The sequence below is a fragment of the Hwangdonia lutea genome, from assembly GCF_032814565.1.
Lineage (GTDB): Bacteria > Bacteroidota > Bacteroidia > Flavobacteriales > Flavobacteriaceae > Hwangdonia > Hwangdonia lutea.
The window spans coordinates 3,336,496-3,360,083 of sequence record NZ_CP136521.1; the positions used below are offsets into that span (position 1 = coordinate 3,336,496).

Annotated in this window: 21 protein-coding genes and 1 tRNA gene; 14 read left to right on the forward strand and 8 right to left on the reverse strand. The window is 35.6% G+C overall.

Features of this window, described 5'->3' with window-relative positions; translation table 11 throughout:
* The first annotated feature begins 40 nt into the window (after positions 1 to 40).
* The 4 genes from RNZ46_RS14385 (at position 41) to RNZ46_RS14400 (ending at position 6,426) form a co-directional block, all read left to right on the forward strand.
* Positions 41 to 2,035 carry an ATP-binding protein gene (locus RNZ46_RS14385; RefSeq protein WP_316982864.1) on the forward strand — a complete coding sequence of 665 codons (1,995 nt, stop codon included), beginning with the start codon at positions 41 to 43 and terminating at the stop codon, positions 2,033 to 2,035.
* A gap of 189 nt (positions 2,036 to 2,224) precedes the next feature.
* Entirely contained in the window at positions 2,225 to 4,354 is a 2,130-nt protein-coding gene (locus RNZ46_RS14390; RefSeq protein WP_316982865.1) for a KAP family P-loop NTPase fold protein, read from the forward strand.
* A gap of 990 nt (positions 4,355 to 5,344) precedes the next feature.
* Complete coding sequence (locus RNZ46_RS14395) at positions 5,345 to 5,764, forward strand: BfmA/BtgA family mobilization protein (protein WP_316982866.1); 420 nt, start codon at positions 5,345 to 5,347, stop codon at positions 5,762 to 5,764.
* Positions 5,761 to 6,426, forward strand: coding sequence for a hypothetical protein (locus RNZ46_RS14400; RefSeq protein WP_316982867.1), 666 nt, complete (start codon positions 5,761 to 5,763; stop codon positions 6,424 to 6,426). Before RNZ46_RS14395 ends, RNZ46_RS14400 begins: the two co-directional genes overlap by 4 nt.
* A gap of 4 nt (positions 6,427 to 6,430) precedes the next feature.
* Here the strand turns inward: RNZ46_RS14400 and RNZ46_RS14405 are convergent, their stop codons facing one another.
* Together RNZ46_RS14405 and RNZ46_RS14410 are read right to left on the reverse strand one after the other, a co-directional pair.
* A complete protein-coding gene (locus tag RNZ46_RS14405) occupies positions 6,431 to 7,642 on the reverse strand; it encodes a site-specific integrase (protein ID WP_316982868.1) in 1,212 nt (403 codons plus the stop codon).
* A gap of 239 nt (positions 7,643 to 7,881) precedes the next feature.
* Positions 7,882 to 7,966: transfer RNA gene (locus tag RNZ46_RS14410), tRNA-Ser, on the reverse strand.
* Positions 7,967 to 8,326: 360 nt separating this feature from the next.
* Between RNZ46_RS14410 and RNZ46_RS14415 the strand changes: the two genes are divergently transcribed.
* Together RNZ46_RS14415 and RNZ46_RS14420 are read left to right on the forward strand one after the other, a co-directional pair.
* A complete protein-coding gene (locus RNZ46_RS14415) occupies positions 8,327 to 8,956 on the forward strand; it encodes an NAD(P)H-dependent oxidoreductase (protein ID WP_316982869.1) in 630 nt (209 codons plus the stop codon).
* Positions 8,957 to 9,103: 147 nt separating this feature from the next.
* Positions 9,104 to 10,303 (forward strand): DegT/DnrJ/EryC1/StrS family aminotransferase, encoded by a 1,200-nt coding sequence (locus RNZ46_RS14420; RefSeq protein WP_316982870.1) that lies wholly within the window; start codon positions 9,104 to 9,106, stop codon positions 10,301 to 10,303.
* Here RNZ46_RS14420 and RNZ46_RS14425 read toward each other — a convergent pair.
* The gene (locus RNZ46_RS14425) at positions 10,300 to 10,656 is read right to left on the reverse strand and encodes a hypothetical protein (RefSeq protein ID WP_316982871.1); all 357 of its coding nucleotides are present in this window, start codon (positions 10,654 to 10,656) and stop codon (positions 10,300 to 10,302) included. The genes RNZ46_RS14420 and RNZ46_RS14425 overlap by 4 nt on opposite strands.
* A gap of 143 nt (positions 10,657 to 10,799) precedes the next feature.
* Between RNZ46_RS14425 and RNZ46_RS14430 the strand changes: the two genes are divergently transcribed.
* Positions 10,800 to 11,405, forward strand: a complete 606-nt coding sequence (locus tag RNZ46_RS14430; RefSeq protein WP_316982872.1) for a pyridoxamine 5'-phosphate oxidase family protein — start codon at positions 10,800 to 10,802, stop codon at positions 11,403 to 11,405.
* A 305-nt stretch (positions 11,406 to 11,710) separates the two neighbouring features.
* On the opposite strand, the gene RNZ46_RS14435 is transcribed toward RNZ46_RS14430, so the two are convergent.
* Positions 11,711 to 12,571 (reverse strand): AraC family transcriptional regulator, encoded by an 861-nt coding sequence (locus RNZ46_RS14435; RefSeq protein WP_316982873.1) that lies wholly within the window; start codon positions 12,569 to 12,571, stop codon positions 11,711 to 11,713.
* A 173-nt stretch (positions 12,572 to 12,744) separates the two neighbouring features.
* Between RNZ46_RS14435 and RNZ46_RS14440 the strand changes: the two genes are divergently transcribed.
* Both RNZ46_RS14440 and RNZ46_RS14445 read left to right on the forward strand, forming a co-directional pair.
* Entirely contained in the window at positions 12,745 to 14,493 is a 1,749-nt protein-coding gene (locus RNZ46_RS14440; protein ID WP_316982874.1) for a serine hydrolase, read from the forward strand.
* Between the two features lie 278 nt (positions 14,494 to 14,771).
* Positions 14,772 to 15,428 (forward strand): hypothetical protein, encoded by a 657-nt coding sequence (locus RNZ46_RS14445; RefSeq protein WP_316982875.1) that lies wholly within the window; start codon positions 14,772 to 14,774, stop codon positions 15,426 to 15,428.
* Between the two features lie 277 nt (positions 15,429 to 15,705).
* Here RNZ46_RS14445 and RNZ46_RS14450 read toward each other — a convergent pair whose 3' ends face one another.
* The 3 genes from RNZ46_RS14450 to RNZ46_RS14460 form a co-directional block, all read right to left on the reverse strand.
* Entirely contained in the window at positions 15,706 to 16,278 is a 573-nt protein-coding gene (locus RNZ46_RS14450) for a GNAT family N-acetyltransferase (RefSeq protein ID WP_316982876.1), read from the reverse strand.
* A gap of 111 nt (positions 16,279 to 16,389) precedes the next feature.
* Positions 16,390 to 16,734, reverse strand: coding sequence for a GIY-YIG nuclease family protein (locus RNZ46_RS14455; protein WP_316982877.1), 345 nt, complete (start codon positions 16,732 to 16,734; stop codon positions 16,390 to 16,392).
* Positions 16,735 to 16,780: 46 nt separating this feature from the next.
* Positions 16,781 to 17,416 carry an alpha/beta hydrolase gene (locus tag RNZ46_RS14460; RefSeq protein WP_316982878.1) on the reverse strand — a complete coding sequence of 212 codons (636 nt, stop codon included), beginning with the start codon at positions 17,414 to 17,416 and terminating at the stop codon, positions 16,781 to 16,783.
* Positions 17,417 to 17,467: 51 nt separating this feature from the next.
* Between RNZ46_RS14460 and RNZ46_RS14465 the strand changes: the two genes are divergently transcribed.
* The 5 genes from RNZ46_RS14465 (at position 17,468) to RNZ46_RS14485 (ending at position 22,794) form a co-directional block, all read left to right on the forward strand.
* Positions 17,468 to 17,893: a PaaI family thioesterase gene (locus RNZ46_RS14465; protein ID WP_316982879.1), complete on the forward strand. Its 426-nt coding sequence runs from the start codon at positions 17,468 to 17,470 to the stop codon at positions 17,891 to 17,893.
* Positions 17,894 to 17,903: 10 nt separating this feature from the next.
* Positions 17,904 to 19,025 carry a chorismate-binding protein gene (locus RNZ46_RS14470; protein WP_316982880.1) on the forward strand — a complete coding sequence of 374 codons (1,122 nt, stop codon included), beginning with the start codon at positions 17,904 to 17,906 and terminating at the stop codon, positions 19,023 to 19,025.
* A 105-nt stretch (positions 19,026 to 19,130) separates the two neighbouring features.
* Entirely contained in the window at positions 19,131 to 20,882 is a 1,752-nt protein-coding gene (gene menD, locus RNZ46_RS14475) for a 2-succinyl-5-enolpyruvyl-6-hydroxy-3-cyclohexene-1-carboxylic-acid synthase (protein WP_316982881.1), read from the forward strand.
* A gap of 141 nt (positions 20,883 to 21,023) precedes the next feature.
* The gene (locus RNZ46_RS14480) at positions 21,024 to 21,362 is read left to right on the forward strand and encodes a DUF2853 family protein (protein WP_316982882.1); all 339 of its coding nucleotides are present in this window, start codon (positions 21,024 to 21,026) and stop codon (positions 21,360 to 21,362) included.
* Positions 21,363 to 21,963: 601 nt separating this feature from the next.
* Positions 21,964 to 22,794 carry a CvfB family protein gene (locus RNZ46_RS14485; RefSeq protein ID WP_316982883.1) on the forward strand — a complete coding sequence of 277 codons (831 nt, stop codon included), beginning with the start codon at positions 21,964 to 21,966 and terminating at the stop codon, positions 22,792 to 22,794.
* Here RNZ46_RS14485 and RNZ46_RS14490 read toward each other — a convergent pair.
* Positions 22,786 to 23,214: a hypothetical protein gene (locus tag RNZ46_RS14490; protein ID WP_316982884.1), complete on the reverse strand. Its 429-nt coding sequence runs from the start codon at positions 23,212 to 23,214 to the stop codon at positions 22,786 to 22,788. The two genes, RNZ46_RS14485 and RNZ46_RS14490, sit on opposite strands and share 9 nt — an antisense overlap.
* Positions 23,215 to 23,588 lie beyond the last annotated feature (374 nt).

Below are 23,588 nucleotides of genomic sequence, written 5' to 3' on the forward strand. Positions count from 1 at the left end.
ACTAAGAATGGAAAGCCTTTAATTGCTAATTAAAAAATTTATGAAAAAGCATACCTCAAAAATAACAGCAAAAAGTATTGAACAAAGTGGCCTTTCAGAAGGGTATAAAGCAATTGCTGAGTATATATGGAATGGGTTTGATGAGGGTGCTTCGAGTATTCACGTAGCTTATGTAGGAAATGAAGTCGGACATTTGACAGAGCTATCTATCAAGGATAATGGCAAAGGAATAGATTTTTCAGATTTGGATAACACATTTGGTAAATTCCAAGATTCACAAAAAACAAAAACATTTGCAAAAACAGGATTTGTAAAGGGCAAAAAAGGCAAAGGCCGTTTTTCGTTTACCACTTTCGCACAGACAGCAGTATGGGACACCGTATTTGTAAAAGAAGACAATCACTTACGCTATCAAATTGAAATCAAAAAATCTAATAGCCAAGACTATGCTACATCTGAAGACCGTAAAATTGTAAAAGAACCAACTGGTACTACAGTCCACATCAAAGATATTTTTAATTTATATGGAGATCAGTTAGAGAATGAAGCATTTTATGCGTTTTTAGCTGGCGAATTTGGATGGTTCCTGTTGTTAAACAAGGATAGAGATTTTTATATAACTATAAATGGGAAACGTCTCGACTATTCGATTGTGATTGATGATAGAGAAACTACTAACATTACAATACTTGAAAATGACTTCAAGATTAGTTTCGTCCGATGGTCAAAAAAAATTGGAGACAAGTATTATTTTTATTTTTTGGATGATGAGCGGATAGAGAAGCATAGGCTTCATACATCTTTTAACAACGGCGCTATTGACTTTCACCATTCGGTGTATATCGAGTCGACCTATTTTGATGATTTCAAGCCTACAAAAAAAGACCTCTCAGCAATAGACAAGAATCAACAAGATGGTGCTTTTAAAGCATTAGAAGGTCACCTTAAAAATTACGTGGCAGAAAAGGAAAAAGACTTCATTCGAGAAAACAGAGCGGAAGCCTTGATTGTTGAATATCGAAAAAAAAATATAATACCTAAGTTCAAAAACAACGCATACGATCAAGCACGTAAACAGGACCTTGAAAATGTTGTAAAGGAACTATATTGTACAGAACCTAAAATATTTAAAAGCTTAAAACCTACACAAAGTAAAACGCTGGTAGGGTTTTTAAATCTGCTCTTGGATAGTGAGGAAAGGGATAAAATACTAATGATCATTGATGGCATAGTGAAGTTATCTGATGAGGAACGTGATGAACTTGCAAGACTACTTAATGAAACGAAATTCTCTCATATTTTAAATCTGGTTCGGTTACTTGAAAATCGCCACAAAGCTGTCGAGGTGCTGAAAATTATGGTGTACGACCTAAATAAGTTTACCAATGAAAGAGATCATATTCAAAAGGTAATAGAAAATAATTATTGGTTATTTGGTGAGAAGTACCACTTAGTCTCGGCTGACCAAAACTTTGAAGCAACTCTAAGTAATTATCTGAAGTTCATAGAAGAAAACAACGACAAGAAGCCTAAAATAAGTGACCTAAATCAAGCAGAGAAATTACGACGACCAGACCTGTTGATATGCCGTAAATCTGATAGAGCTGATGAACGCTCAGAGGACGGTCTAATAGAAGAAAATATCGTGGTAGAATTGAAAAGGCCAAGTGTGGTGATAGGTAAAGAGCAATATCGCCAGATTGAAGACTATATGAATTTCATAATGTCCGAAAATCAATTTAATAGCCAACTAAGAGAATGGAAATTCATTATCGTAGGCACAACAGTTGATGACTATATCGATGGCCTTTACAAAAGCCAAGAAGTAAAAGCAAAGAGGTTTTTAGTTCACGCCATTGATCGATGTGAGATTTATGCAATGACCTGGGACGATTTGTTTAAACAATATCGAAACAGGCATAAGAATCTTGTTAACCAATTAGAGTTTAAAGATTCTATTAAAGAAGAATTAAAGGCAAAAGACATAAATTTTGACAAAGAGCTTTCGAGTAAATTGACTAAAAAAATAGCTTAATTCGTCTAATCACCTCAAAATACCCAAAATATGAGCAGAATAGCATTCCTAATCGGCTCATAATATCAGGATGGTATAGTAATACAGACCGTTCCACCCCAAAAAAACCTGTCTGTTATGCTGTTGAGATACTAGATACCATTGAGGAGACAAGGGTATTATTTAGGAAATGATTAAAAATAAGAAATAATGGAAATACCCAGACTTAATACATCCTTTGAACCAGCCAAAGAGGATTTGCTCAACTTCAAACCATATGCAGAAAAAGTTCAAAATATCATCCGTGGACTTTCAAATTCAACAGAAAGTATTGTCATAGGCATAGATGGACATTGGGGAAGCGGCAAATCTACCTTTAGTAATATGCTGTTTCAAGGTTTGGAATCTTTTACAGAAAAAACGAATGACCGTCGCATAATTAAAATGCGATACAACCCTTGGCTTTACTCTGGATCGGAAGAGATGCTGTTTGACTTCTTGAACCAGATGAAGAAAAGTTTCTATCAATCAGAGAGTAATTTTAAAAAAATAGGTGACGCAATTTTAAAGTATTCAAAATACCTGAAATCTGTCAGAATTAGTGGTAAAATTGGGTTGGGTGAAATGGCCTCTTTGGGGGTAAGCGTAGAGCCGGAAGAAATACTTAAAAGACTCGGAGAAGATTTAACTAATTCTGGCGATGGATTAATAGAGCTCAAAGAACAGATCAACAAACTTTTAGAAAAATCAGATATTAAATTAGTTGTCTTTATTGATGATCTGGACCGTTTAGATAAAGATGAGCTATTTACCATTTTAAAACTTATTAAACTAACCGCAGGATTTCATCACGTTGTATTTGTCGTGTGTATGGATTTTGATATGGTTGCTAATTCAATATACCATCGGTTTGGAACAGCTTCTGAAGATGGGCAAAAGTATTTAGAGAAAATTGTCAATATTCCTATATCATTACCACTTATTGAAGAAATTGACCGAAAAAAGTTTGTGGTTAAACTCTTGGACAAAACTTTTGATCAATATAAATATGTCGATTTATTAGAGAAAAATATGCTACAGGGAAGCCTTCACTTGTGCGATTTTGCCAACCCACGAGAAGCTATTAGAGTAATCAATTCATTTACGTACAGTTTGTTCGCTATCGGTAAAGAAGTAAATGTTCACGATTTGTTCTGGGTTGAATATCTTAAAGTTAAATGTCCGGCATTATTCAAAGAACTTAAAACGATTGGCTCCATATTAAATTCAAGTATGTTTTTTGAAAGTCGGGTAATATTAAATAATCCCGCTGATTTACTGAAAGAGAGTGAAACTAATCGTGATCGTATAATGAAGGAATATGAGCAGTATTCTACTATTCTTGAAATGATATTCCCTGTTGATAAGAGCGGAACTGTAGGTTATCTCGGTAGTGAAAAACAAGAACCCGTAGAAAAACTGAATAGGGAAAAAAGAATTTCGCACGCTGATCATTACGAGAAATATTTTTCCTTTCATATTGTTAGGAAAGTTTCTATCTTGGGGATGGAAAAACTGGTCAAGAATATTCAAAATGAAAATTTTACCAATGCAAAAGCCACCTACGACAAACTAAAAGAAAACGCAGACAATGATGTAAGTGTTTTGAGATTGTTGATAGAAACAATGCGGCATCCAAAAGATGCTGGTAAAACTCCTGTAGAACTCTTTTATTTTTTAAATGAATATAATGAGACTTGTGATCTTGACGAAAGTGAGAACATCGGCATTTATGAAGTAATCAATGAATTAGTAGCTGGATTGGAAGAATCCGATACCGAACATTTTAAGGCTATAGAATCGCTGTGCGAAACTACAAATCTAGCTACTGCGCTTTCATTTGCGTCTATCTTAGCAAGCTCCTTTCCGATAGAGATTGCTGATGAATTGATGAAAATTGTAAAAAATAGAATCATTGCATTTAAGAGAAAAACTTATTTTGAGTTATTAGACACCAATCCATACTATTTACATCAATTTTGGTCGAAAAGTAATCCGGATGAGTTAGAAAGATACCTTCTTAAGAGGCTTATAGATTTAAAACAGATAGGTCATTTTTTAAAACTGTTTGTGAATTTTTGGAACGGAAAAATACGAGGTTTGATAGGGAAAAGGGCTTATAACCTGATTATTGAATTAGTGGATTCACAAAAATTAGTGTTCAAAATAAGCGAAGTAGCATCGATCTTAAAAGTTCCAGATGACTTTAGTGAGTTTGATGATTATTCAAACAATTCCGATGAACAACTGGCAAGACAATTTCTTTATTGGGCAGAAAAAGATCCAGCAAATAAAGGGTAAAAAGTATTACATCACTTAAACTATCATAATTTTCTACAGAACAGAATGAAAAGATAAGCTAGTGCAAAAATTTACCTAAAAGAAATTTACTATATTGATGAATTGTGATAAATTATTAAATAATCACCTCAAAATATGAGCTGAATAATATTCCTAATAGGCTCATAACACCAAGTTTGTGTAGTAATTACTAACCGTTCCACCCCATTCCTCTGCATTTTGCGAAAAGCTTCATTCCGAGAAAAGAGGTTCACTATGTGATCTTGAACCCAGTCGCAGAAAAAGCGACAGCGTTCGCCCAGCAAAAAGATACCACAACCTTTTTTACACAAAGTTTAAAATTCTGCCCGAGACGAACTGCATAAACCAGTCGCCCCATTCGGCTACGCTCAGGGCAGGCTCCTTATTTATAAGTCCTTACTCGTTCACGATTTTAGTGCCGGTTACCGAAAAGGTAACGGCGATAGCGCTATGGGAAGTAAGTGAATAAAATTGAATTGAACCCTAATCTCTATCATTTTGCCACAAATAAAAGCGGTAATTATACAGTAACATAGAATACCATATCAAATGAAAAGGAAAACGCTCAAGATATAATAAGTATGTGATTTTAAAGGACAAAGCGTATCAAATTATATCAATATAAACCATCTATAATGGATTTACAAATTACCTTAAAAATATGATTGTCAAATAATTAAAATTATATAACTTCCATTTATTACTAAAAAAACAATGGTGTTTAAGGTACCCAAAATAGCTTTTCAGCTTTAGTTGAAAAGTATGAAGATCCTGAAATGAAATGAAGGAATCGAATAGCAAGAGGGTAACAGGCATCCGCCCTGTTACGATTATTCGATTTTGTTATAAACATACTGTTTATAGGGGTTTACAAGGTTTTTCTCTTTTTTTGAATTTGAATATAAACACTACTTTTTAGTAAAAACATTTGTTAACCGCCGTAAGCAGGCACTAATTTTACTAAAAACTATGGATAAAGGGTATGAAAAAGAGGATTTTGAAACTTTAAAAATCAAAAGATCTGTGGCTAATGAATTTAGAAAATTTAGTAAAATATTGTCAAAATCCCAGTCGATGACATTGCTCTTGATGATGGACTTTTTTAAGGAAAATGGAATTTCCCCAGTAGAGTCAATAGGACCAAATATGGAAACCTTAGAAAAGCGAATTTCATTACTCATTAAGAAACGGATGAATGGAATGATTGCTATAATGAAAGATATTGAAAAGAACCAAACTAAACCAACTGTTGCAATGCTTTATTCCCTTTTTGAGCAAACAGAACCACCCAAAAAGAAATTGATACTTGAAAAAAAATATGTCGAAGAAAAGAATGAAGTCCGTTATCGGGAAAAGAAATATCTGGACACTAATGATAATGAGCAATGAAAAAAGTAAACTACATCATCCAGCTCAACGAAGCATTTGAGCGTTTCAATAATGATGACAGGATTAAACAGGGGCATATCACGTTGTATCTGGCATTCTTTCAGAAATGGAACCGGGAATATTTCAAAAAGACTATTACCATAAACAGGGAGTGGATTATGGAAAAAGCAAAGATTAAATCAAAAACGACCTATCATAATTATCTTAAAGACCTGAATGATTGGGAATATTTGCATTACTATCCGTCGTATCATCCAGCTAGAGGTTCAAAAGTTCAGATGTCCATTTTTTTTAGCTCAGATGGTCAAAAATTGGCCAACAGCGTACCAGAACCAGGCCAAAATTTGGTACCTTATTATAAACATAAAACAATAGAAAACTTAAATAAACTGGCAAGGCCAAAAAATGAACTAGTTGTTTTAAATTTTTTTAAAGAAAATAATTGGCCAGTTATTGAAGGGAAAAAATTCTATGCCTATTACCAGGCTAAGAATTGGACACTTGGCAGGGGACTTAAAATAAAAAACTGGAAAGAGAGCGCTAAAAATTATGTCGAGAAAGGTTTTAAAATAAAGGAGCAATACACCAGTCCAATTTCTGGCCATCTGGATAATCTGAGAAGATTTGATTCTAGGAACAAAGACTACGGGCAGCCACTTTAATATGTTACTTAAATTTCGATCGTAAAATCGCCATATCCTTACTCACTTTCATATCCAAAATCTTAGCATAATGCTGTGTCGTTTTCAGATTGGTATGACCAAGCATTTTGCTTACGGATTCAATAGGCACACCATTGGTAAGCGTAACCGTTGTGGCAAAAGTATGTCTGGCCAAATGAAAAGTAAGGTTTTTGGTAATGCCTGCTAGGGTAGCTATTTCTTTGATGTATGCATTCATTTTTTGATTACTTAGAACCGGTAGCACCAAATCCTTTTCTATCAGCAGTTCATTATCCTTGTACTTCTCAATGATAACTTTAGCAATGGGTAAAATTGGGATGTTACTTCTGGTATCTGTTTTGGAGCGTTTTGTTTTTACCCATTCCTCACCGTCTGCACTTAAACTAATATCACCTCTATTTAGTTTTTTAACGTCTGCATACGCCAGACCGGTAAAGCAACAAAAAATAAAAATATCGCGCACTTGGTCCAGTCTTTCCATTTTTAATTCGAGTGATATAATTTTTTGGATTTCTTCTTCAGTCAGAAACTCGCGCTCAACAATCTTAAGTTTGCCTTTCCAATGTAAGAAGGGATCTTTATCAATCCAATCGTTCGCGTGGGCAATTCGTATAATCTTTTTAAAATTTGTGATATACTTGATGGCTGAGTTGTGTGCACACTTGCGAGTGGTTTTAAGGTAGTATTCCAACCCCGTAATGAATTGATGATCCACATCCTGTACAGGAATATCATTTTTCTTGTATTTCTTCTTTATGTAAGCGGCCACGTGTTTTTTACAAGTACGATAGCGCTCAGCAGTTCCGGCAGCAAAATCCTTTCCAACTAGACTTTCAACTTTGTCATTATGTTCTTGAAAGATTTCTAAAAGCATTTTTTTTGTTTTTTCTTTGCCTAAGTATACATCGCGTAATTGAGTCGCGGTGTACATTGTTCCATCTCGTTGAAGTTTTTGTTCTATGGTGTAGATTTTATTTTTAATAAAGTCAATTTCTCTATTTATTTCTTGATTCTCTGGAGAATTGCCTAATGCTTTCTGCGATCTAGTATTCCATAAATCAATATGTACTTTTCGATTAATACTGCACTCAGCCCGCTTACCGTATAGGGTTATACGAAGATAAATATTGCTATATCCTTGAAGATTAGCCTTACTTTTTTTGATATAAAATAATATGGAGAGTTGAACTGACACCGAATGAATTTAAAATTTACTTCAATGTAGTGAAAAATAATTAAATCGGCACTATTTCAAGTGTCTGAATATCAATTATTTAACAGTCATTCGGTGTCAGTTGGATTAAGATTTTAAGTGACACCGAATTTGCCCCTTTTAGACTGCATTTAAATGATGTCATTTGATATTGAATAAAATTAAAAAACCTGTAAATCAACGATTTACAGGTTTTTCGGTGCCTATTATAGGTCTTTCAGCGGAGAAAGAGGGATTCGAACCCCCGGAGGTGTGACCCTCAACAGTTTTCAAGACTGCCGCATTCGACCACTCTGCCATTTCTCCTTGAGTGCCTCATCAGCTATCCGCTGAATGCGGGTGCAAATATAGAACCCTTTTTTAATTCTTTCAAATAAAATATCCACTTTTTTTAAATAAATTTTATCTCGCTGTGTATAAGTTTAATCGCAAATAAATCCCTGAGGCCAGCCTCGGGGGTTCCGCTAAAATTGTCATTCCCGATAAATTGGGAATCCAAATATCAAATTTCTATTTTTCATCCTAAAGATTAAAATAAAAACGAACAATAAACCTCTTGGGCTTTGTCTCGAGGCAGTTCATTTCAAGAAATTTTTATTTTATCCAACTTCATGGTAAAAAGAAAAATTCAAACCTTATTTTTGTAACCAAAGCATTGCAAAAAATATGGATACTATAAAACAGTTACAATGGCGGTATGCAACCAAAAAGTTTGATGCCGATAAAAAACTATCCAAAAACAAACTCGACATCTTAAAACAAGCCTTTAACTTAACGGCAACCTCCTATGGCCTACAAACCATAAGTTTGGTAATTGTTGAAGATAAAGCCATTCGCGCTTCCTTGGTAGAGCATTCATACAACCAAAACCAAGTATTGGATGCCTCACATTTATTGGTGATTTGCATCCAAGACAACATTCAACATTTCGATGTCAACAACTATTACAAAAACATAAAAGCCATACGCAACACCCCAGACCAAATACTGGAACCCTATCGAAAAGGCCTCGTAGAAATCATGGGAAATATGACCATCGACGAGCAACAACAATGGTCCACAAACCAAGCTTACATTGCGCTAGGCAATTTAATGACCATCTGCGCCATCGAAAATATAGATTCCTGCCCCATGGAAGGATTCGTCTCAAAAAAATACGACAGCATACTAAAATTAAAAGACAAAGGATTAAAATCCGTACTACTGCTCCCCGTAGGTTACCGAGCAAAAGACGACATGTTTTCCGATTTTAAAAAAGTAAGAAAACCAATTAAAGAAACCATAATAGAAATATAAATTATTTGGGCGTTACCACAAGGGTCGGGCTTTCGGCAGTCGCTTTTTTGTGTTGCATAGGTGCAACAACACAAAAAGAGCTCCAACAAATGCCTCAATCCCTAACGCAAACCCAACGTCCCATACAACAATAAAGAAAAATACATTATGCCAGGATTTGAATTATTCAGCGATTTAGAACGAAACGAAGTTAACGATGTCTTACAAAGCGGCGTGCTTATGCGCTACGGTTTTGATGGCATGCGCAACGGCCATTGGAAAGCCAAAGAACTTGAAGCAGCCTTGGAAAACACCTTGCAATCCAAACACGTACAACTGGTTTCCAGCGGTACCGCAGCCGTATCGGTAGCTTTGGCAGCAGCAGGCGTTGGTGCGGGCGACGAGGTTATTATGCCAACATTTACCTTCGTAGCCAGTTTCGAGGCCATCATGATGCTGGGAGCCATTCCCATTTTAGTCGATATTGACGATACTTTGGGCCTAAACCCAGAAGCTGTCGAGCAAGCCATTACCCCAAAAACAAAAGCCATTATGGTGGTGCAAATGTGCGGCAGTATGGCAAATATGGAAGCCTTACAAGCCATTTCAAACAAACATAACCTGTTATTAGTTGAAGATGCCTGTCAAGCCATTGGCGGTACTTTTAAGGGCAAGCCCTTGGGTAGCATCGGCGATTTGGGCTGCTTTTCGTTCGATTTTGTAAAAACCATTACCTGTGGCGAAGGTGGTGCCGTAATAACAAATAACAAGGATTATTACTTAAATGCCGACCATTACAGCGACCACGGTCACGACCACGTTGGTAACGACAGAGGCGCAGAAAGCCATCCGTTTTTAGGCTATAATTTCCGTATTTCCGAACTGCATGCCGCCGTTGGATTAGCCCAAGTAAAGCGATTACCGGAATTTTTAAAAATTCAAAAAGGAAATTACAGCATATTGCGCGAGGCGCTATCAGTAATACCGGAAGTTACGTTTAGGACCGTTCCCGAAGGTGGCGAGGAAAGCTATGCCTTTTTAAGTTTCTTTTTACCAAACTTAGATATGGCACGACAAGCATCCGAAGCCTTTAAAACCAATGGTGTCGATGGCTGTTTCCATTATTTCGATAATAACTGGCACTATATTAGAAAATGGGATCATCTAAAAAACTTAAAAACCCTGTATCCCATTTCTACCGAAGTTAAAAATGGCTTAGCATACCTTCAAACCAAAACTTTTGAGAAATCAGATGATTATATCGCTAGAAATATTTCCTGTTTAATCAAATTATCGTGGACTGAGGACGAGGTAAAAGCACGGGCTTCAAAAATGGTGGAAGCCATAAAGCAAATCGTTAAAGGCTAGTATAAAATTTGTGCCGTTTTGTTTTTCCGCTTTTTGTTCTTGCCAACAAACAGGTTAATGGTTACGCTTGCCGTTAAACCGCCCAATGCCGTGGCGCCCCATTCGCCGGTATCAAATCGGTTGTTGTCTTTGCCACTATCGTAAACCTCTTTGGCAAGACCCGCTAGGGTAGCGGCGCCCAAACTGTACCAAAAGGCTTTCTTTTTGTTTTTGGTGGTGGTGTAAACTAGGGTATAAGTGGTTGCCGAAATTAAAGCGCCGGCGCCAAAGTGTAATGTGTCGTCACTGGAAATGGTTTGCGCTTTGCATAATCCGGTAAAAGATAATGCCAAAAGAATCATTAAGGGTTTCATAGGTATTTAGTGTTTAGTTACTTAACTATAATTGTAAGTAATATTTACAATAGCTTTATTAAATATTTGATGAAGTACCTGTTTATTTGATTATTGACCATTATTTGAATTAAATTAGCTAAATATTTGAATATGAAAGTAATATGAAAATTACGACCAGCACCCAACTCCGTGAGTTATACGGTTACCCAAGCGGAAGAGCAAAAGATAAAGTGTTTCCAACCTTGGAAAAGCACGCCATTAACTTTATAAAAAAATCGCCATTTGTGGTTTTGTCTACTTCAAATAAAGACGGCAAACACGATGCATCGCCACGCGGTGGATCACCGGGTTTTGTACACGTAAATAGCGATTCAGAACTTATAATTCCGGATGCCAAAGGCAATAATAGAATGGATAGCTTATCGAATATTATCGAAACAGGAAAAGTTGGTTTACTATTTTTAATTCCGGGTGTCGATGAAACTTTGCGTATTAATGGAAACGCTTATATATCAATAGATAAAAACCATATTAATTTATTTGCCTCGGAACAAAACCCGCCCAAAAGCTGTGTTGTTATTACGGTTGACGAAATGTTTTTACACTGCGCCAAAGCCTTTATGCGCTCCAAATTATGGGATGCCTCTGCTCAAATTAACCGAGACGAATTGCCAACTATGGGGCAAATGCTTAAAGACCAATTGGGTACAAAAGAAGCCCCGGAAACCCGTGAGGCTATGCTAAAACGGTATAAAAAGGATTTGTAACTACTCAATAATTTGGAAACATATAAAATCCATTTACGAATAATTTATTAACCCGTTGTGCATTTTGGGAGAATTCTGTCAATTCGAGTGAATTTTACGATTGAAATGAGTGAAATTTGTATCGAGAATAAGAATTTTTTGAACCATAAATGGGTTCTCGATACAATTTTTCGTTCCTCAAAATCACTCGAACTGACATATTGAAATTATTTTCATTCAAAATGCACAACGGGTTTTATTATAAAAAATAATGTGATGTCTCAATCGTGCCTCATTTCGACATGACAAAAACATCACATTTAATTTTACTTCACAGGAATATAAAACTCCGTTTTTAGTTTTTCTTCCGCCACACGTTCGGGGTTACTTATGTAGCGTTCTCTAACCGGTGCGTCGCGCAGTTCGTAATCGGTATTCAACAGCCATTCGTTAAAAATATAATTATAAACCTCGGCAAAATACTTGTAGGAACCTTGATATAAAAACACAGCAAATTTGCCGCCATTTAAAGTTTTCACACCAATATCCCCAACGGGTTTTGCCGCTTTATGAATAATTAAACAAGCGTCGTATCTAATTTTATCGTCGTCGGTAACCTTTGGGTCATCATGCGGTAAACCAATCATCTTAATACCTTTGGTAAATAGTTTTTGTTCCTTTACTTGTCCCCAAAGTTTTTTCCAAGCACCAGCATAATTAAGGGTTTGGTAAGCACCTTGCATTCGGTAATACAAGCATTGCATATCATCAATATCTTGAATTTTTGGCTTTTTAATGTTTAACGTAACGTTCATAATGTTTGTTTTTTTGAAAGTGAATTCTTTGTTTTTTCGATATTCGGTAGGCGATATCCCAAAATGGGATTTAAAGGCTTTTGATAATGACGAGGGTGTTTCGAAACCAACACGGTAAGCAATAGTTGCCATATCCGATGTGGCATACCGTATTAATTTTGCTGCCGTTTCCAATCGCGTTCTGCAAATATAAGCGCCAATGGGTTCGCCCAACAACGCCCTACTAATACGATGAAAATGAAACGGCGAAAAACACGAAATTTCAGCAAGCGTTTTTATATCAATTTTGCTATCTAAATTATTGTGGATGTACTCAATAATTACATTCAGTTTTTCTTCGTAAAAGACTTTATTGCTTGGTTTCGGTTTCATAGTTTCGTATTAACACCACAAATATATTCACTAACTTTTTTACACACTTTCCCAGTCTTGCTGTTTGTTACATTCAAAAATTGGTTAATTATTATGTAACTTATAGCACGTTTCAGTCGTCAAAATACTTAAAATCAATACTATTATAAACGAATCAATCAAAATTTAAACTTATGAAATCATTATCAAAACACATCATTGTAACATTTTTTGTGCTGTTAATAGGCCAAATAAATATCGCTCAGAATAAAGTTGAGCAAATAGACAAACTAATTAGTGTGTATGCCGAATACGGTAAATTTAATGGTTCTGTTTTGGTGGCAGACAACGGCAAAGTGATTTACAAAAAAGGTTTTGGTATGGCAAATATGGAATGGGATATACCCAACCAACCCAACACCAAACATCGTTTGGGCTCGATAACCAAACAGTTTACGGCAATGCTTATTTTGCAGTTGGCGGCTAATGGAATCTTGGATTTACAAGCGCCCATTACAACCTATCTTCCAGATTATCCAAAAAGTACAGGTGATAAAATTACCACACACCACTTATTAACGCATACATCTGGCATACCAAATTATACCGCGTTTCCCAGATTTTTTCAAGACGAAAGCCGCAATCCGTACACACCGGAGGAATTTGTTGAAAAATTTGCGGATAAAGATTTGGAATTCACACCCGGTGAAAGATTTAATTATAGCAATTCGGGTTATTTTCTTTTGGGCGTAATCATTGAAAAATTAACCGGAAAGACTTATGAGCAAATGCTCAACAGTAATATTTTTACACCTTTAAATATGCATAATTCGGGTTACGATAATCATGCCGATATTATTAAAAATCGCGCCACAGGCTACGAGAGAAATGGGAATGGCTATGTAAATTCAAGATATTTGGATATGTCTATTCCGTATGCCGCTGGATCTTTGTACTCCACCGTTGAAGATTTATATCTGTGGGATCAAGCCTTGTACACCAATAAATTATTACCACAAAAATATATGGACCTATATTTTGAACCCTACATTCCGGCTTTCGGAAGAGGTCACTATGCTTACGGATGGGGTGTTGGTTATAACAATATAGGGAAATCTACCGACAGTATTTATACCATAGGTCATGGCGGCGGGATTAACGGATTTAACACCAATATTTCCAGAGCACCTTCCGATAAATCGTTGGTCGTGCTTTTAAGCAATGCGGGAGGCGCACCACTTAATCAGATGACGCAGGCTATTCGAGGTATCATGCATGGTAAAGAATATAGTTTGCCTAAACAATCGGTTGCCAATGCGTTGTTAACCGTTATTAATGATAAAGGCATTGAGGCTGGAATAGAATATTATAAAACGATTAAAGATTCTGAAAATTACGAGTTGATTGAAAGGGAAATGAATGCTATGGGTTACCAATTGATGCAATCAGAAAAGGTTGAAGAAGCGGCAAAAGTGTTTAAACTTAATATTGAAGCCTTTCCTAAATCGTCGAATGTGTATGATAGTTATGCCGAAGCGTTAATGACTTTAGGTAAAAATGATTTGGCGATTGAATACTATAAAAAGTCTGTTGATTTAAACCCGAATAACCAAAACGGTATCGATTTTTTAAAGAAATTAGGAGCCGATGTTTCTGAATATGAAAAAGAAGTTGTTGTGCCAGATGCTATTTTAGAAACCTATGTTGGCAAGTATGAGTTAGCGCCAAATTTTGTTTTAACCATTAGAAAAAAGGATGGCCAATTAAAAGTGCAAGCCACAGGGCAACCTGAGTTTGATGTTTTCCCAAAAACCGAAACTGTGTTTTATTTAAAAGTGGTGAATGCCCAATTAACCTTTAATAAAAATGATGCCGACGAAGTTGAAAGCGTTACTTTATTACAAGGTGGACGTGAAACGACGGGGAAACGTTTGGAAGACTAGTTTTTAATTGATTATAAAGAAACTGCCTAAAAATTTAGATTAATGTCGCATTGAGCGCAGTCGAAATGTTTTAAACGGTCGATTAAAAATATAAGGTTTCGACTGCGTTCAACCTGACAAAATGAGACAATGACTTTTTAGTCAGTTTCTTTTTTTTGTTTATAACTGTTGATAACTTCACTTTCGTTTGAGTAAGAAAAATTCTAATTTTGTTATTATCGGATGTAAATTATATAAACTATTTTATATCTAGGTGTTGCCTACAATAAAAAAAACGGATGTCAGAATTAACAATTAAGCTAATTGTCATATTAATTCCTGGAGCTATTGCTACATTGATATTTGGAAAATTAATATTACATAAAGAGTGGAACAGTTTTCGTTTTGTACTTTATTCAATACTTTTTGGAGTTGTATCTTATTTGACATTACAACTCATAGCTAACGGAATTAATCTCTTTAGGTCTAATGATTTACCCGAGTTAACGATTTGGAGCAATCTAAATGATGCTTCATCAATTCCATATAAAGAAGTAATATTCGCTTCAATAATTTCAATATTATTGGCTTTTTTAGCAACTATGATTGAAAATCGAAAAGTTATTAATAGAGTTGCTGGATTTTTGGGAATTTCAGGCAAATATGGAGATGAAAATCTGTTTTCAATGTTTTTAAACTCTAAAGAGATTGAATATATTTATTTGAGAGATATAAAAAATCAATTGACTTATCACGGATGGGTAAAATCATTTTCAGAAAATGACAATATTTCTGAAATCAGGTTGTGTGATGTGGCTGTTTACAATTATTCAGACTCTAAATTTCTCTATGAGGTTGGAGAAATATATTTATCTTTAAACAAACAAGAAATAATAATTGAATTAGCAAATATAGAAACCGATGGACAAGAAAAGACCAAACAAGAGCAGCAATAATAAAGGGGAAGTAAAAAGCACTTCCAACAAACCAAAACCGACAGTTAGTCGCGTGAATACTAAACCACCACCATCGCCAAAAAAATAAAACGAAAGATTCTTTCGACTTGAACATTAAATGGAAAATAACTGTTGGCAACACTGTATCCTATGAAAAGCACTAGTGTTGTGATAAAACAAAGGTTGTTGTGTGTTTACTACGTTTGATTTTCCTGCGAAATATCCTCGCGCGTAAACCCGCGCAACTATTCTTATACTCGACCGATAAACGCAAAACCTAAAACCCCGCAAAAACCGTTTCCTTTATCCCATCCCATTCCTCACTCAAAATCCCATAACAACAGGTGCTGCGTTTAAAACCATCAAGCATCAACGTATCTTTTCGTAAAATACCTTCCAGGGTGGCGCCTAATTTTTCAACCGCTTTTCTAGATTTTAGGTTGCGCTCGTCTATTCTAAATTCTACTTTATCAAATTCTAATGCTTCAAAGGCGTATTGTAGCATTAAATATTTCATGTGGGCGTTAAGTCCGCTGCCCTGAAATTCGTGTCCTATCCACGTCCAGCCAATGTGCAACACTTTATTTTTCCAATTAATCAATCCAAAACGGGTGCTTCCAGCATAAGTGTTGGTTTGTTTATCAAACACAATAAACGGCATAGTGGTTTTGAGTTTATAGCCATCAACAGCAGTTTGCACGTAGGCTTTTAAATCGTCGGGCGTATCAATTTTACTGGGCGAGAATTGTATTAAGTGGGGTTGTTGTGCAATGGGCAACAGGTGTTTGTAATTGCTTAAATCTAAAAGCGAAAGTTTTACGCGGTGGTTTTCTAGGGTTGGTGCTTTCATGTTATGTACGTTCTTTGTTTGTCATTCCGACGCAGGAGGAATCCCATCCTGTATTAAAAATGGGTTATGTGATTTCTCCTTTCACTCGAAATGACAACTATAAATTTTTTGTTATTCCGACGCATGAGGAATCCCATTATCAATAAAAAGATGATTTAAAAACTCAAAACTCTCATTAAAATTCCGAAGCAAATTCAACTTTTTATCTCTTCTCCAGCCTTTAATTTCTTTTTCTCTTGCAATGGCAAGTTGAATCCAAGAAAATTTTTCATAATAAACCAGATACTTTAAATTGTATTTGGCAGCAAAAGTTTTACGTTTAAGTTCTATGTTTTCAATATGTTGCTGTAAACGTTGCGTTAAATTATTAGTTACGCCAATGTAGTAAGTTGATCGGTATTTATTAGTAATTATGTAAACATAGTAAGTGTGATGGCCTTCTGTATATTCAATCATAATCAAAAAAAATATTATGCGATTCCTCCTTTGTCGGAATGACAATTTACACTAACCCATTAATCAACTCTACATTCACTTCATGCTTACCATCAAACAACATAACAAGTAAATTATCCTTAAATAAAAGTTGTGCTTTTTCGGTTTCGGATTGTAAGCGTTCATCGGTTAAATATTCATCATCGGTTCCGCAAATTAAACTCACTTTGGCTTTTAAAAACGCGAAGTCTTCCGCTTGTAATTCTTTGGGAATACCACCGGAATGCAACACCAATTGGGTACATGGCAATTGCCGTTTTGCCACATAGCGCGCCGCAACACTAACGCCTTGCGAATAACCAAACACAATCAAGTTGAGGTGTTCCGGAATGTTTTCAGCTTTAAAAACAGCATCAAAATTGCGCATCACATTTTCGGTTTCCATTTCGGTGCTTTCCTTGGTTAGCCAACTGGAGCCCACGTGTTTGAATTCGGATTTTAAATAATATTTACTGGCTGCCTGTGGGGCGATAATATAATTTTCATCAGGATTTAATCCTTTAAAATACCTTAAAAAATACCGACTCAAATAGCCCATGCCATGGCAAACAAACCATACATTTTTGGTTGATTTTGTAAGTTCATTTAGCGTAGAATACGAGTTGGATATGGTGTATGATATTTCTTTTTCTTGTAATTTCATTTACACTTATGTTTTGTATTTTTGTTTGCGATTTTAAAAATACACTATTCTATGGAATTATCTAAAGAAGTCATATTAGAGCGGTTTCAAGCTATGGCTAAAAACACTTTGTTGGAAACCTTAAAAATTGAAATGATTGATTTTGGCGATGACTTTTTGATTTTGAAAATGCCGGTAACCCCTAAAGTACATCAACCCGATGGTGTGTTACATGGTGGTGCAACTGCTGCTTTGGCAGAGACCACCGGAAGTTTTGCAGCTGAATTGTTTTTAAATACCAAAGGTTATTTTGTTCGCGGTATTGAGATAAGTGCCAACCACGTAAAAAGTGTACGTGATGGAAACGTTTATGCTAAAGCTATTTTTATTCATAAAGGTCGAACCACGCAATTGTTTGAAATTAGAGTGACTGATGACGATGATAACTTGATTTCGCTGTGCAAATTGACTACCATTTCGCTTCCTCGAACCAAATAACTTCAAGACTTTGGAAGATTTTTTTAATCGTATTGAAACGCAATACCGCAACCATTTGCCTTTTGTGGTTTACAGAAAACCCAATGAAGATGTTGTTAAAGCGATACTTCAACAAACAAACGGTTTACATTTTACCAGAGATTTTACCGAAAAGGGGTTTGTGTTTTCACCGTTTGACGATGCCGAAGATTCGATTTTGATACCCGTTGAAGATTCGGAAGTGATTTCTATGTCCCAACAATTTGTCATTCCTGCGGATGCGGGAATCCACTCGAATAGCCATTCAGTTCCAATGGAATCTGAATCAAAAAAATTTCACATCAACCTTATAAAAAAAGGCATCAAAGCTATTACCGAAAAGGCCTTTGAAAAAGTGGTTTTGTCGCGACATGAAACGGTAAATCTATCAAATTCGAATCCCATTTCAATTTTAAAAACCCTTTTAAAAACTTATAAATCGGCCTTTGTGTATTGTTGGTATCACCCCAAAGTAGGCCTGTGGTTGGGCGCAACACCAGAAACCTTAATTAAAATTGAAGGTAAACAATTGTCTATTATGGCATTGGCGGGTACACAAGACTATAAAGGCACTTTGGATGTAGTTTGGGAAGCCAAAGAAAAAGACGAGCAGCACATTGTAACCCAATTTGTTGCCGAAAGTTTAAGACCTTGGGTGGAAAACTTAAAAATAGGTGAGACCGAAACCGTAAAAGCAGGTAATTTGTTGCATTTAAAAACGATGATTTCGGCCAGATTGCTATCGGATTCAAAATTAAAGGATATTGTTTCGGTATTACATCCCACGCCAGCCGTTTGCGGATTCCCGAAACTTGATGCCAAACAATTCATTTTAAAACACGAAAATTATAACCGCGAATTTTACACGGGTTTCCTAGGAGAATTAAATTTTGAAACCACAAAAACACCACGATCCGGTAAACGCAATATTGAAAACAGAGCTTATGCGATAAAACAAAAAAGCACACAGTTGTACGTTAATTTGCGTTGTATGCAAATAAAAAACGACAAAGCCATTATTTACATTGGTGGTGGTATTACCGAAAGCTCCATTCCGGAAAGCGAATGGGAAGAAACAGTGTCTAAATCTTTGGTTATTAAAAGCGTTTTGTAAATTAGACCTGTCAGGTTTTTAAAACTTGACAGGTCTTGTTTTTTCACAAAATATTCGTGAATTAGTGGCATAAATTTTCACTTAGCTTTTGTACTTTTGAAAACCATGAAATACCCTAAAATTCCACTAGCGCAAACCGTTATTCAGCTTTGTAAAGCCAAAGGCATAAAGCACATTGTTATTTCTCCGGGAAGCAGAAATGCACCTTTAACCATTGGGTTTACCAACAATCCCTTTTTTATTTGTTATAGTATTGTCGACGAGCGTTGTGCAGCTTTTTTCGCTTTGGGTATCGCACAGCAATTGCAAGAACCTACGGCTGTGGTGTGCACATCGGGCAGTGCCTTGTTAAATTATTATCCCGCTGTGGCGGAAGCTTTTTATAGCGATGTGCCTTTAGTCGTGTTATCGGCAGACCGACCCAAACATTTAATTGGCGTTGGCGATGGACAAACCATCAATCAGAAAAATGTATTTGAAAACCATATTTTATATTCGGCAAATTTAAAGTTGGATCTCAATGAAAAAGATGAGGTAGAGGAGGAGTTGCCCATTTTTAAAAATATGGAAAACAAAATTGAAGCTTTGTTGGGTTTAAAAAAAGGCATTCAAGATTATAACGAGGCTGAAATAAACAAAGCCATTAATACTGCATATTCACAAAACGGACCCGTGCATATTAATATTCCGTTTGATGAGCCTTTGTATGACATGGTTGATGTTTTATCGGTTAACCCGAAAACTATTCCTATTGAAAAAAAATCGTTAGAAATTGAATCTTCAGTTTTAAAGGACTGTATAAATAATTGGAATGCGGCTTCAAAAAAAATGGTTTTGGTCGGTGTTAGTTCGCCAAACCAGATTGAACAGCAATGGTTGGATGTTTTGGCAAAAGACGATAGCGTGATTGTGTTTACCGAAACGACTTCAAATTTGCATCACGAGGCGTTTTTTCCGAGTATCGACAAAATAATCGCGCCTTTAAATGATGAAGACTTTAAAACCTTGCAGCCAGAAATTTTATTGACTTTTGGCGGATTAATTGTATCCAAAAAGATAAAAGCATTTCTGCGTAAGCACAAACCCAAGCAACATTGGCATATTGATTTAAATAAAGCAAACGATACGTTTTTTAGTTTAAACCAATGGATTAAAACGACACCGAATGACTTCTTTTCAAAATTTTTACCGGAAGTAGAATTATCAAAAAGTGACTATAATAGGGTTTGGCAATCGGTAAAAGAAACCAGAGCGGTTAATCATGCCGACTATCTTAAAAGCGTAACCTTTTCCGATTTAAAAGCTTTCGAAATTATTTTAAACAACATACCCAACCACACCGTTTTGCAATTGGGTAATAGCTCCACGGTGCGCTACGCACAACTGTTTGATTTAAACAAAACCTTGGAGGTGTTTTGTAACCGAGGCACAAGTGGTATTGATGGCAGCACAAGTACGGCTGTGGGTTGCGCGGTTTCAAATCCCAAACAAACCACACTTATTTCGGGCGATTTAAGTTTTATTTACGATAGCAACGCACTGTGGAATAATTTTATACCAAATAATTTTAGAATTATTGTTATCAATAATCGAGGTGGCGGTATTTTCAGGATTCTTCCCGGGCATAAAAACACAGAAAACTTCGATACCTATTTTGAAACCAACCACAATTTAACGGCCGAACATTTATGCAACATGTATGGTTTTGAATACGAATCGGTATCCGATGCAGCTGACTTAAAAGACCGTTTGAATACGTTTTATACAGCAAGCCATAAGCCCAAATTACTGGAAATATTCACACCAAAACATTTGAATGATGAAGTGTTACTTGATTATTTTAAGGCTATGGGCTAAACTAAAGTGACTTTCTGTAAATTGTTGTGTCTAAAAAAATAACTATCTTTAAAAACGTATTTATTAACCCATTGAATTGTTTTGAGTTTTTTGCTTAAATGCAGAACATCAAATAACTTCATTAAAAAAAACTATTTAATTATGAGTAAAAGAGACGAGCTTATTGCAAAATATGCTGCAGATTTAAAAGACAAATGTGGTGTTAACCCAGACATGGATTTATTAACTAAAGTGACTATTGGTTGTGGACCATCAATTTACAATGCAGATGCAGCAACAGTTTCCGGGTCGGACGCATCTGAATTAGCCACTGTTAAAAACAATTTTTTAATTAAAAAATTAGGCTTAAAGGATGGTGCCAATTTAGATGAAGGCATAAAAGCTGTTATGGATAAATACGGACAATCTAACAGAAACAAATACAGAGCAGTGGTTTACTATTTATTGGTTAAGCATTTTGGTAAGGAATCTGCTTATTAATATTGGCAGTTTTATATATTTTAAAAGCGTTGCAATTTTGCAGCGTTTTTTTTTGTATTAAAATTTTAGTGTATTGATTTTTGATGGTTTAAAAAAAGAATGTTGCTAATAAATAAGCATGCTATGGTGAAAATTAAGTTAAGTTCATTTTACCTTGATGTAAAACGAACCAAAAAATCAAATCAATCTGAGGAAATTGCTAAAGCACCATTCGTTTTCGGAATTTCTCACTTAAAGCTGCGCTTTGTGACTCCATTCCTTCTCTCATTATTTCTGCAGATTGATGTTTTCGACTTTGTCGAAATTTGGGGCTATACTTTTTATTGTGTATCAGTTTAGTGCAAATTTTGTGTTATTTTTCAATTGCTTGCAAACATATAACTGACTGTGGACTGATTACTGTCCACTGCAGACTAGCTGCGCAAGGGATAGAAGTGGAAAGCCCACAGCGCGTCCCGATTGTTATCGGGACGAAGCGAGGACTTGTAGCGGATAGCCCGACCCGACAGGGATGCGCCCAAAAAAAATAAAAGAATACAAAAGATTTAAGTTGAGCGGCTGTAAATTACAACCGCGGATTAAAAAATGTTACCTTTGCCGCATGATACATTTAGGACAAATAAATACTTTGGAAATACTACGTGAAACCGACCACGGTGTGTATTTAATTGATGATGAAGACAACGAGGTTTTGTTGCCCAATAGGTACGTTCCGGAGACGTTTAAAATCTGGGATAAGCTGGATGTTTTTGTGTATTTGGATAATGAGGAACGACCTGTTGCCACTACCGATATGCCTTATATTATGAGAGGTGATTTTGCAGTATTACGCTGTAACCAAGTGACTGATTACGGGGCCTTTTTGGATTGGGGATTGGTTAAGGAATTGTTTTGTCCGTTTAAGGAACAGGCCTTTAAAATGAAACCCGGTGGTTGGTATTTGGTGCATTGCTATTTGGATGAAAAAACCGAAAGACTTGTGGCATCGAGTAAAACTAATCGGTTTTTAGACAATAAAGAACTTACGGTTGCCGAGTTTGATGAGGTTGATTTAATCGTGTCGCATCCGTCGGATATTGGGATGAATGTGATTGTAAATAAAAAGCATTTGGGCTTGATTTATAAAGACCAGATTTTTAAGGATATTAGTGTTGGCGACAAACTAAAAGGGATAGTTAAAAAAATACGCCCCGGCAATAAATTGGATATTGCTCTAGGGCAAATAGGCTATAGGAATATTGAACCCAATGCCGAACGCATTATGCAAGAGCTAGATGACAATAGCGGGTATTTAAATCTTACTGATAAGTCGAATCCCGAGGCTATAAAAGAGCAGCTACAAATGAGTAAAAAGAGCTTTAAAAAAGCGGTTGGTTCGTTGTATAAACAGAAACTTATTGAAATAAAGCCCGATGGTATTTATTTAGTTTAAAGAAAAAGACGTGCTTATTTTTACTTTGCCGCAAACATGACTAATGGCGTCTTTAATGTTGTCGTAACTTATGTTTTCGGAAAGACAAAAACTGTTTTCTATTTCGGCATTCATTTTACCTGCAAGGTTGTAGCTAACAACGGCATATCCACATAGGTTTTTAACTTTTTTTCTGAATAAATCGGCATCTAAGAGCTTTACAGAGTATGAGTTTATGCGATTTGCAATAACTCCAAACGGTTTAGCACTACCAAAGTAAGCATTAATTTCGTTGAATATCTCTTCGGAATTGTTAATGTCGACATGAACACCTTCATTAAATTCCACCACCGCGATATGATTAAAGAAGTGGATATTTCCCAAATCTTTTTCTACGGATTTAATAATATGATTTGAAAATTCAGATTCGATAATTTTCATAAAGCGGCAAATCTTTTCCTCGTTGCCCTAGGTGGATTAAAAATTATACTGTTTTGGTTTACTGCTACTTATGACACTTAAGAATTTAAAAAGTCACATTTGCAAAAAAATAGATTTGCAAATATACTATGCATACATAATATATTTAAGGATATAATTATTTTTATGGAGAACGCAATGTTTTGATTAAATCCGTAGCAATAATCTTAAAGTTTTCATTTTAAGTTGCTTTTGTTCAGTTAAATACAAGTTTTTGTCGCTATTTTTTTACCCATAAAATCCTAAATTACGATTGGTTGTACGAAATGGTTTTCGTGAAAACGTCAAATATTTGTTTTTTGTCATTTTAATTAAGGGTTTTACAGCTAATTATA

What these genes read in the sequence shown, in the direction of transcription:
- RNZ46_RS14440 (WP_316982874.1), top strand. Translation starts at nt 12,745, where the DNA reads ATGAAATCATTATCAAAACACATCATTGTAACATTTTTTGTGCTGTTA.
- RNZ46_RS14390 (WP_316982865.1), top strand. Translation starts at nt 2,225, where the DNA reads ATGGAAATACCCAGACTTAATACATCCTTTGAACCAGCCAAAGAGGAT.
- RNZ46_RS14400 (WP_316982867.1), top strand. Translation starts at nt 5,761, where the DNA reads ATGAAAAAAGTAAACTACATCATCCAGCTCAACGAAGCATTTGAGCGT.
- RNZ46_RS14430 (WP_316982872.1), top strand. Translation starts at nt 10,800, where the DNA reads ATGAAAATTACGACCAGCACCCAACTCCGTGAGTTATACGGTTACCCA.
- RNZ46_RS14420 (WP_316982870.1), top strand. Translation starts at nt 9,104, where the DNA reads ATGCCAGGATTTGAATTATTCAGCGATTTAGAACGAAACGAAGTTAAC.
- menD (WP_316982881.1), top strand. Translation starts at nt 19,131, where the DNA reads ATGAAATACCCTAAAATTCCACTAGCGCAAACCGTTATTCAGCTTTGT.
- RNZ46_RS14455 (WP_316982877.1), bottom strand. Translation starts at nt 16,734, where the DNA reads ATGATTGAATATACAGAAGGCCATCACACTTACTATGTTTACATAATT.
- RNZ46_RS14450 (WP_316982876.1), bottom strand. Translation starts at nt 16,278, where the DNA reads ATGAAAGCACCAACCCTAGAAAACCACCGCGTAAAACTTTCGCTTTTA.
- RNZ46_RS14395 (WP_316982866.1), top strand. Translation starts at nt 5,345, where the DNA reads ATGGATAAAGGGTATGAAAAAGAGGATTTTGAAACTTTAAAAATCAAA.
- RNZ46_RS14490 (WP_316982884.1), bottom strand. Translation starts at nt 23,214, where the DNA reads ATGAAAATTATCGAATCTGAATTTTCAAATCATATTATTAAATCCGTA.
- RNZ46_RS14480 (WP_316982882.1), top strand. Translation starts at nt 21,024, where the DNA reads ATGAGTAAAAGAGACGAGCTTATTGCAAAATATGCTGCAGATTTAAAA.
- RNZ46_RS14465 (WP_316982879.1), top strand. Translation starts at nt 17,468, where the DNA reads ATGGAATTATCTAAAGAAGTCATATTAGAGCGGTTTCAAGCTATGGCT.
- RNZ46_RS14445 (WP_316982875.1), top strand. Translation starts at nt 14,772, where the DNA reads ATGTCAGAATTAACAATTAAGCTAATTGTCATATTAATTCCTGGAGCT.
- RNZ46_RS14460 (WP_316982878.1), bottom strand. Translation starts at nt 17,416, where the DNA reads ATGAAATTACAAGAAAAAGAAATATCATACACCATATCCAACTCGTAT.
- RNZ46_RS14415 (WP_316982869.1), top strand. Translation starts at nt 8,327, where the DNA reads ATGGATACTATAAAACAGTTACAATGGCGGTATGCAACCAAAAAGTTT.
- RNZ46_RS14425 (WP_316982871.1), bottom strand. Translation starts at nt 10,656, where the DNA reads ATGAAACCCTTAATGATTCTTTTGGCATTATCTTTTACCGGATTATGC.
- RNZ46_RS14385 (WP_316982864.1), top strand. Translation starts at nt 41, where the DNA reads ATGAAAAAGCATACCTCAAAAATAACAGCAAAAAGTATTGAACAAAGT.
- RNZ46_RS14485 (WP_316982883.1), top strand. Translation starts at nt 21,964, where the DNA reads ATGATACATTTAGGACAAATAAATACTTTGGAAATACTACGTGAAACC.
- RNZ46_RS14435 (WP_316982873.1), bottom strand. Translation starts at nt 12,571, where the DNA reads ATGAAACCGAAACCAAGCAATAAAGTCTTTTACGAAGAAAAACTGAAT.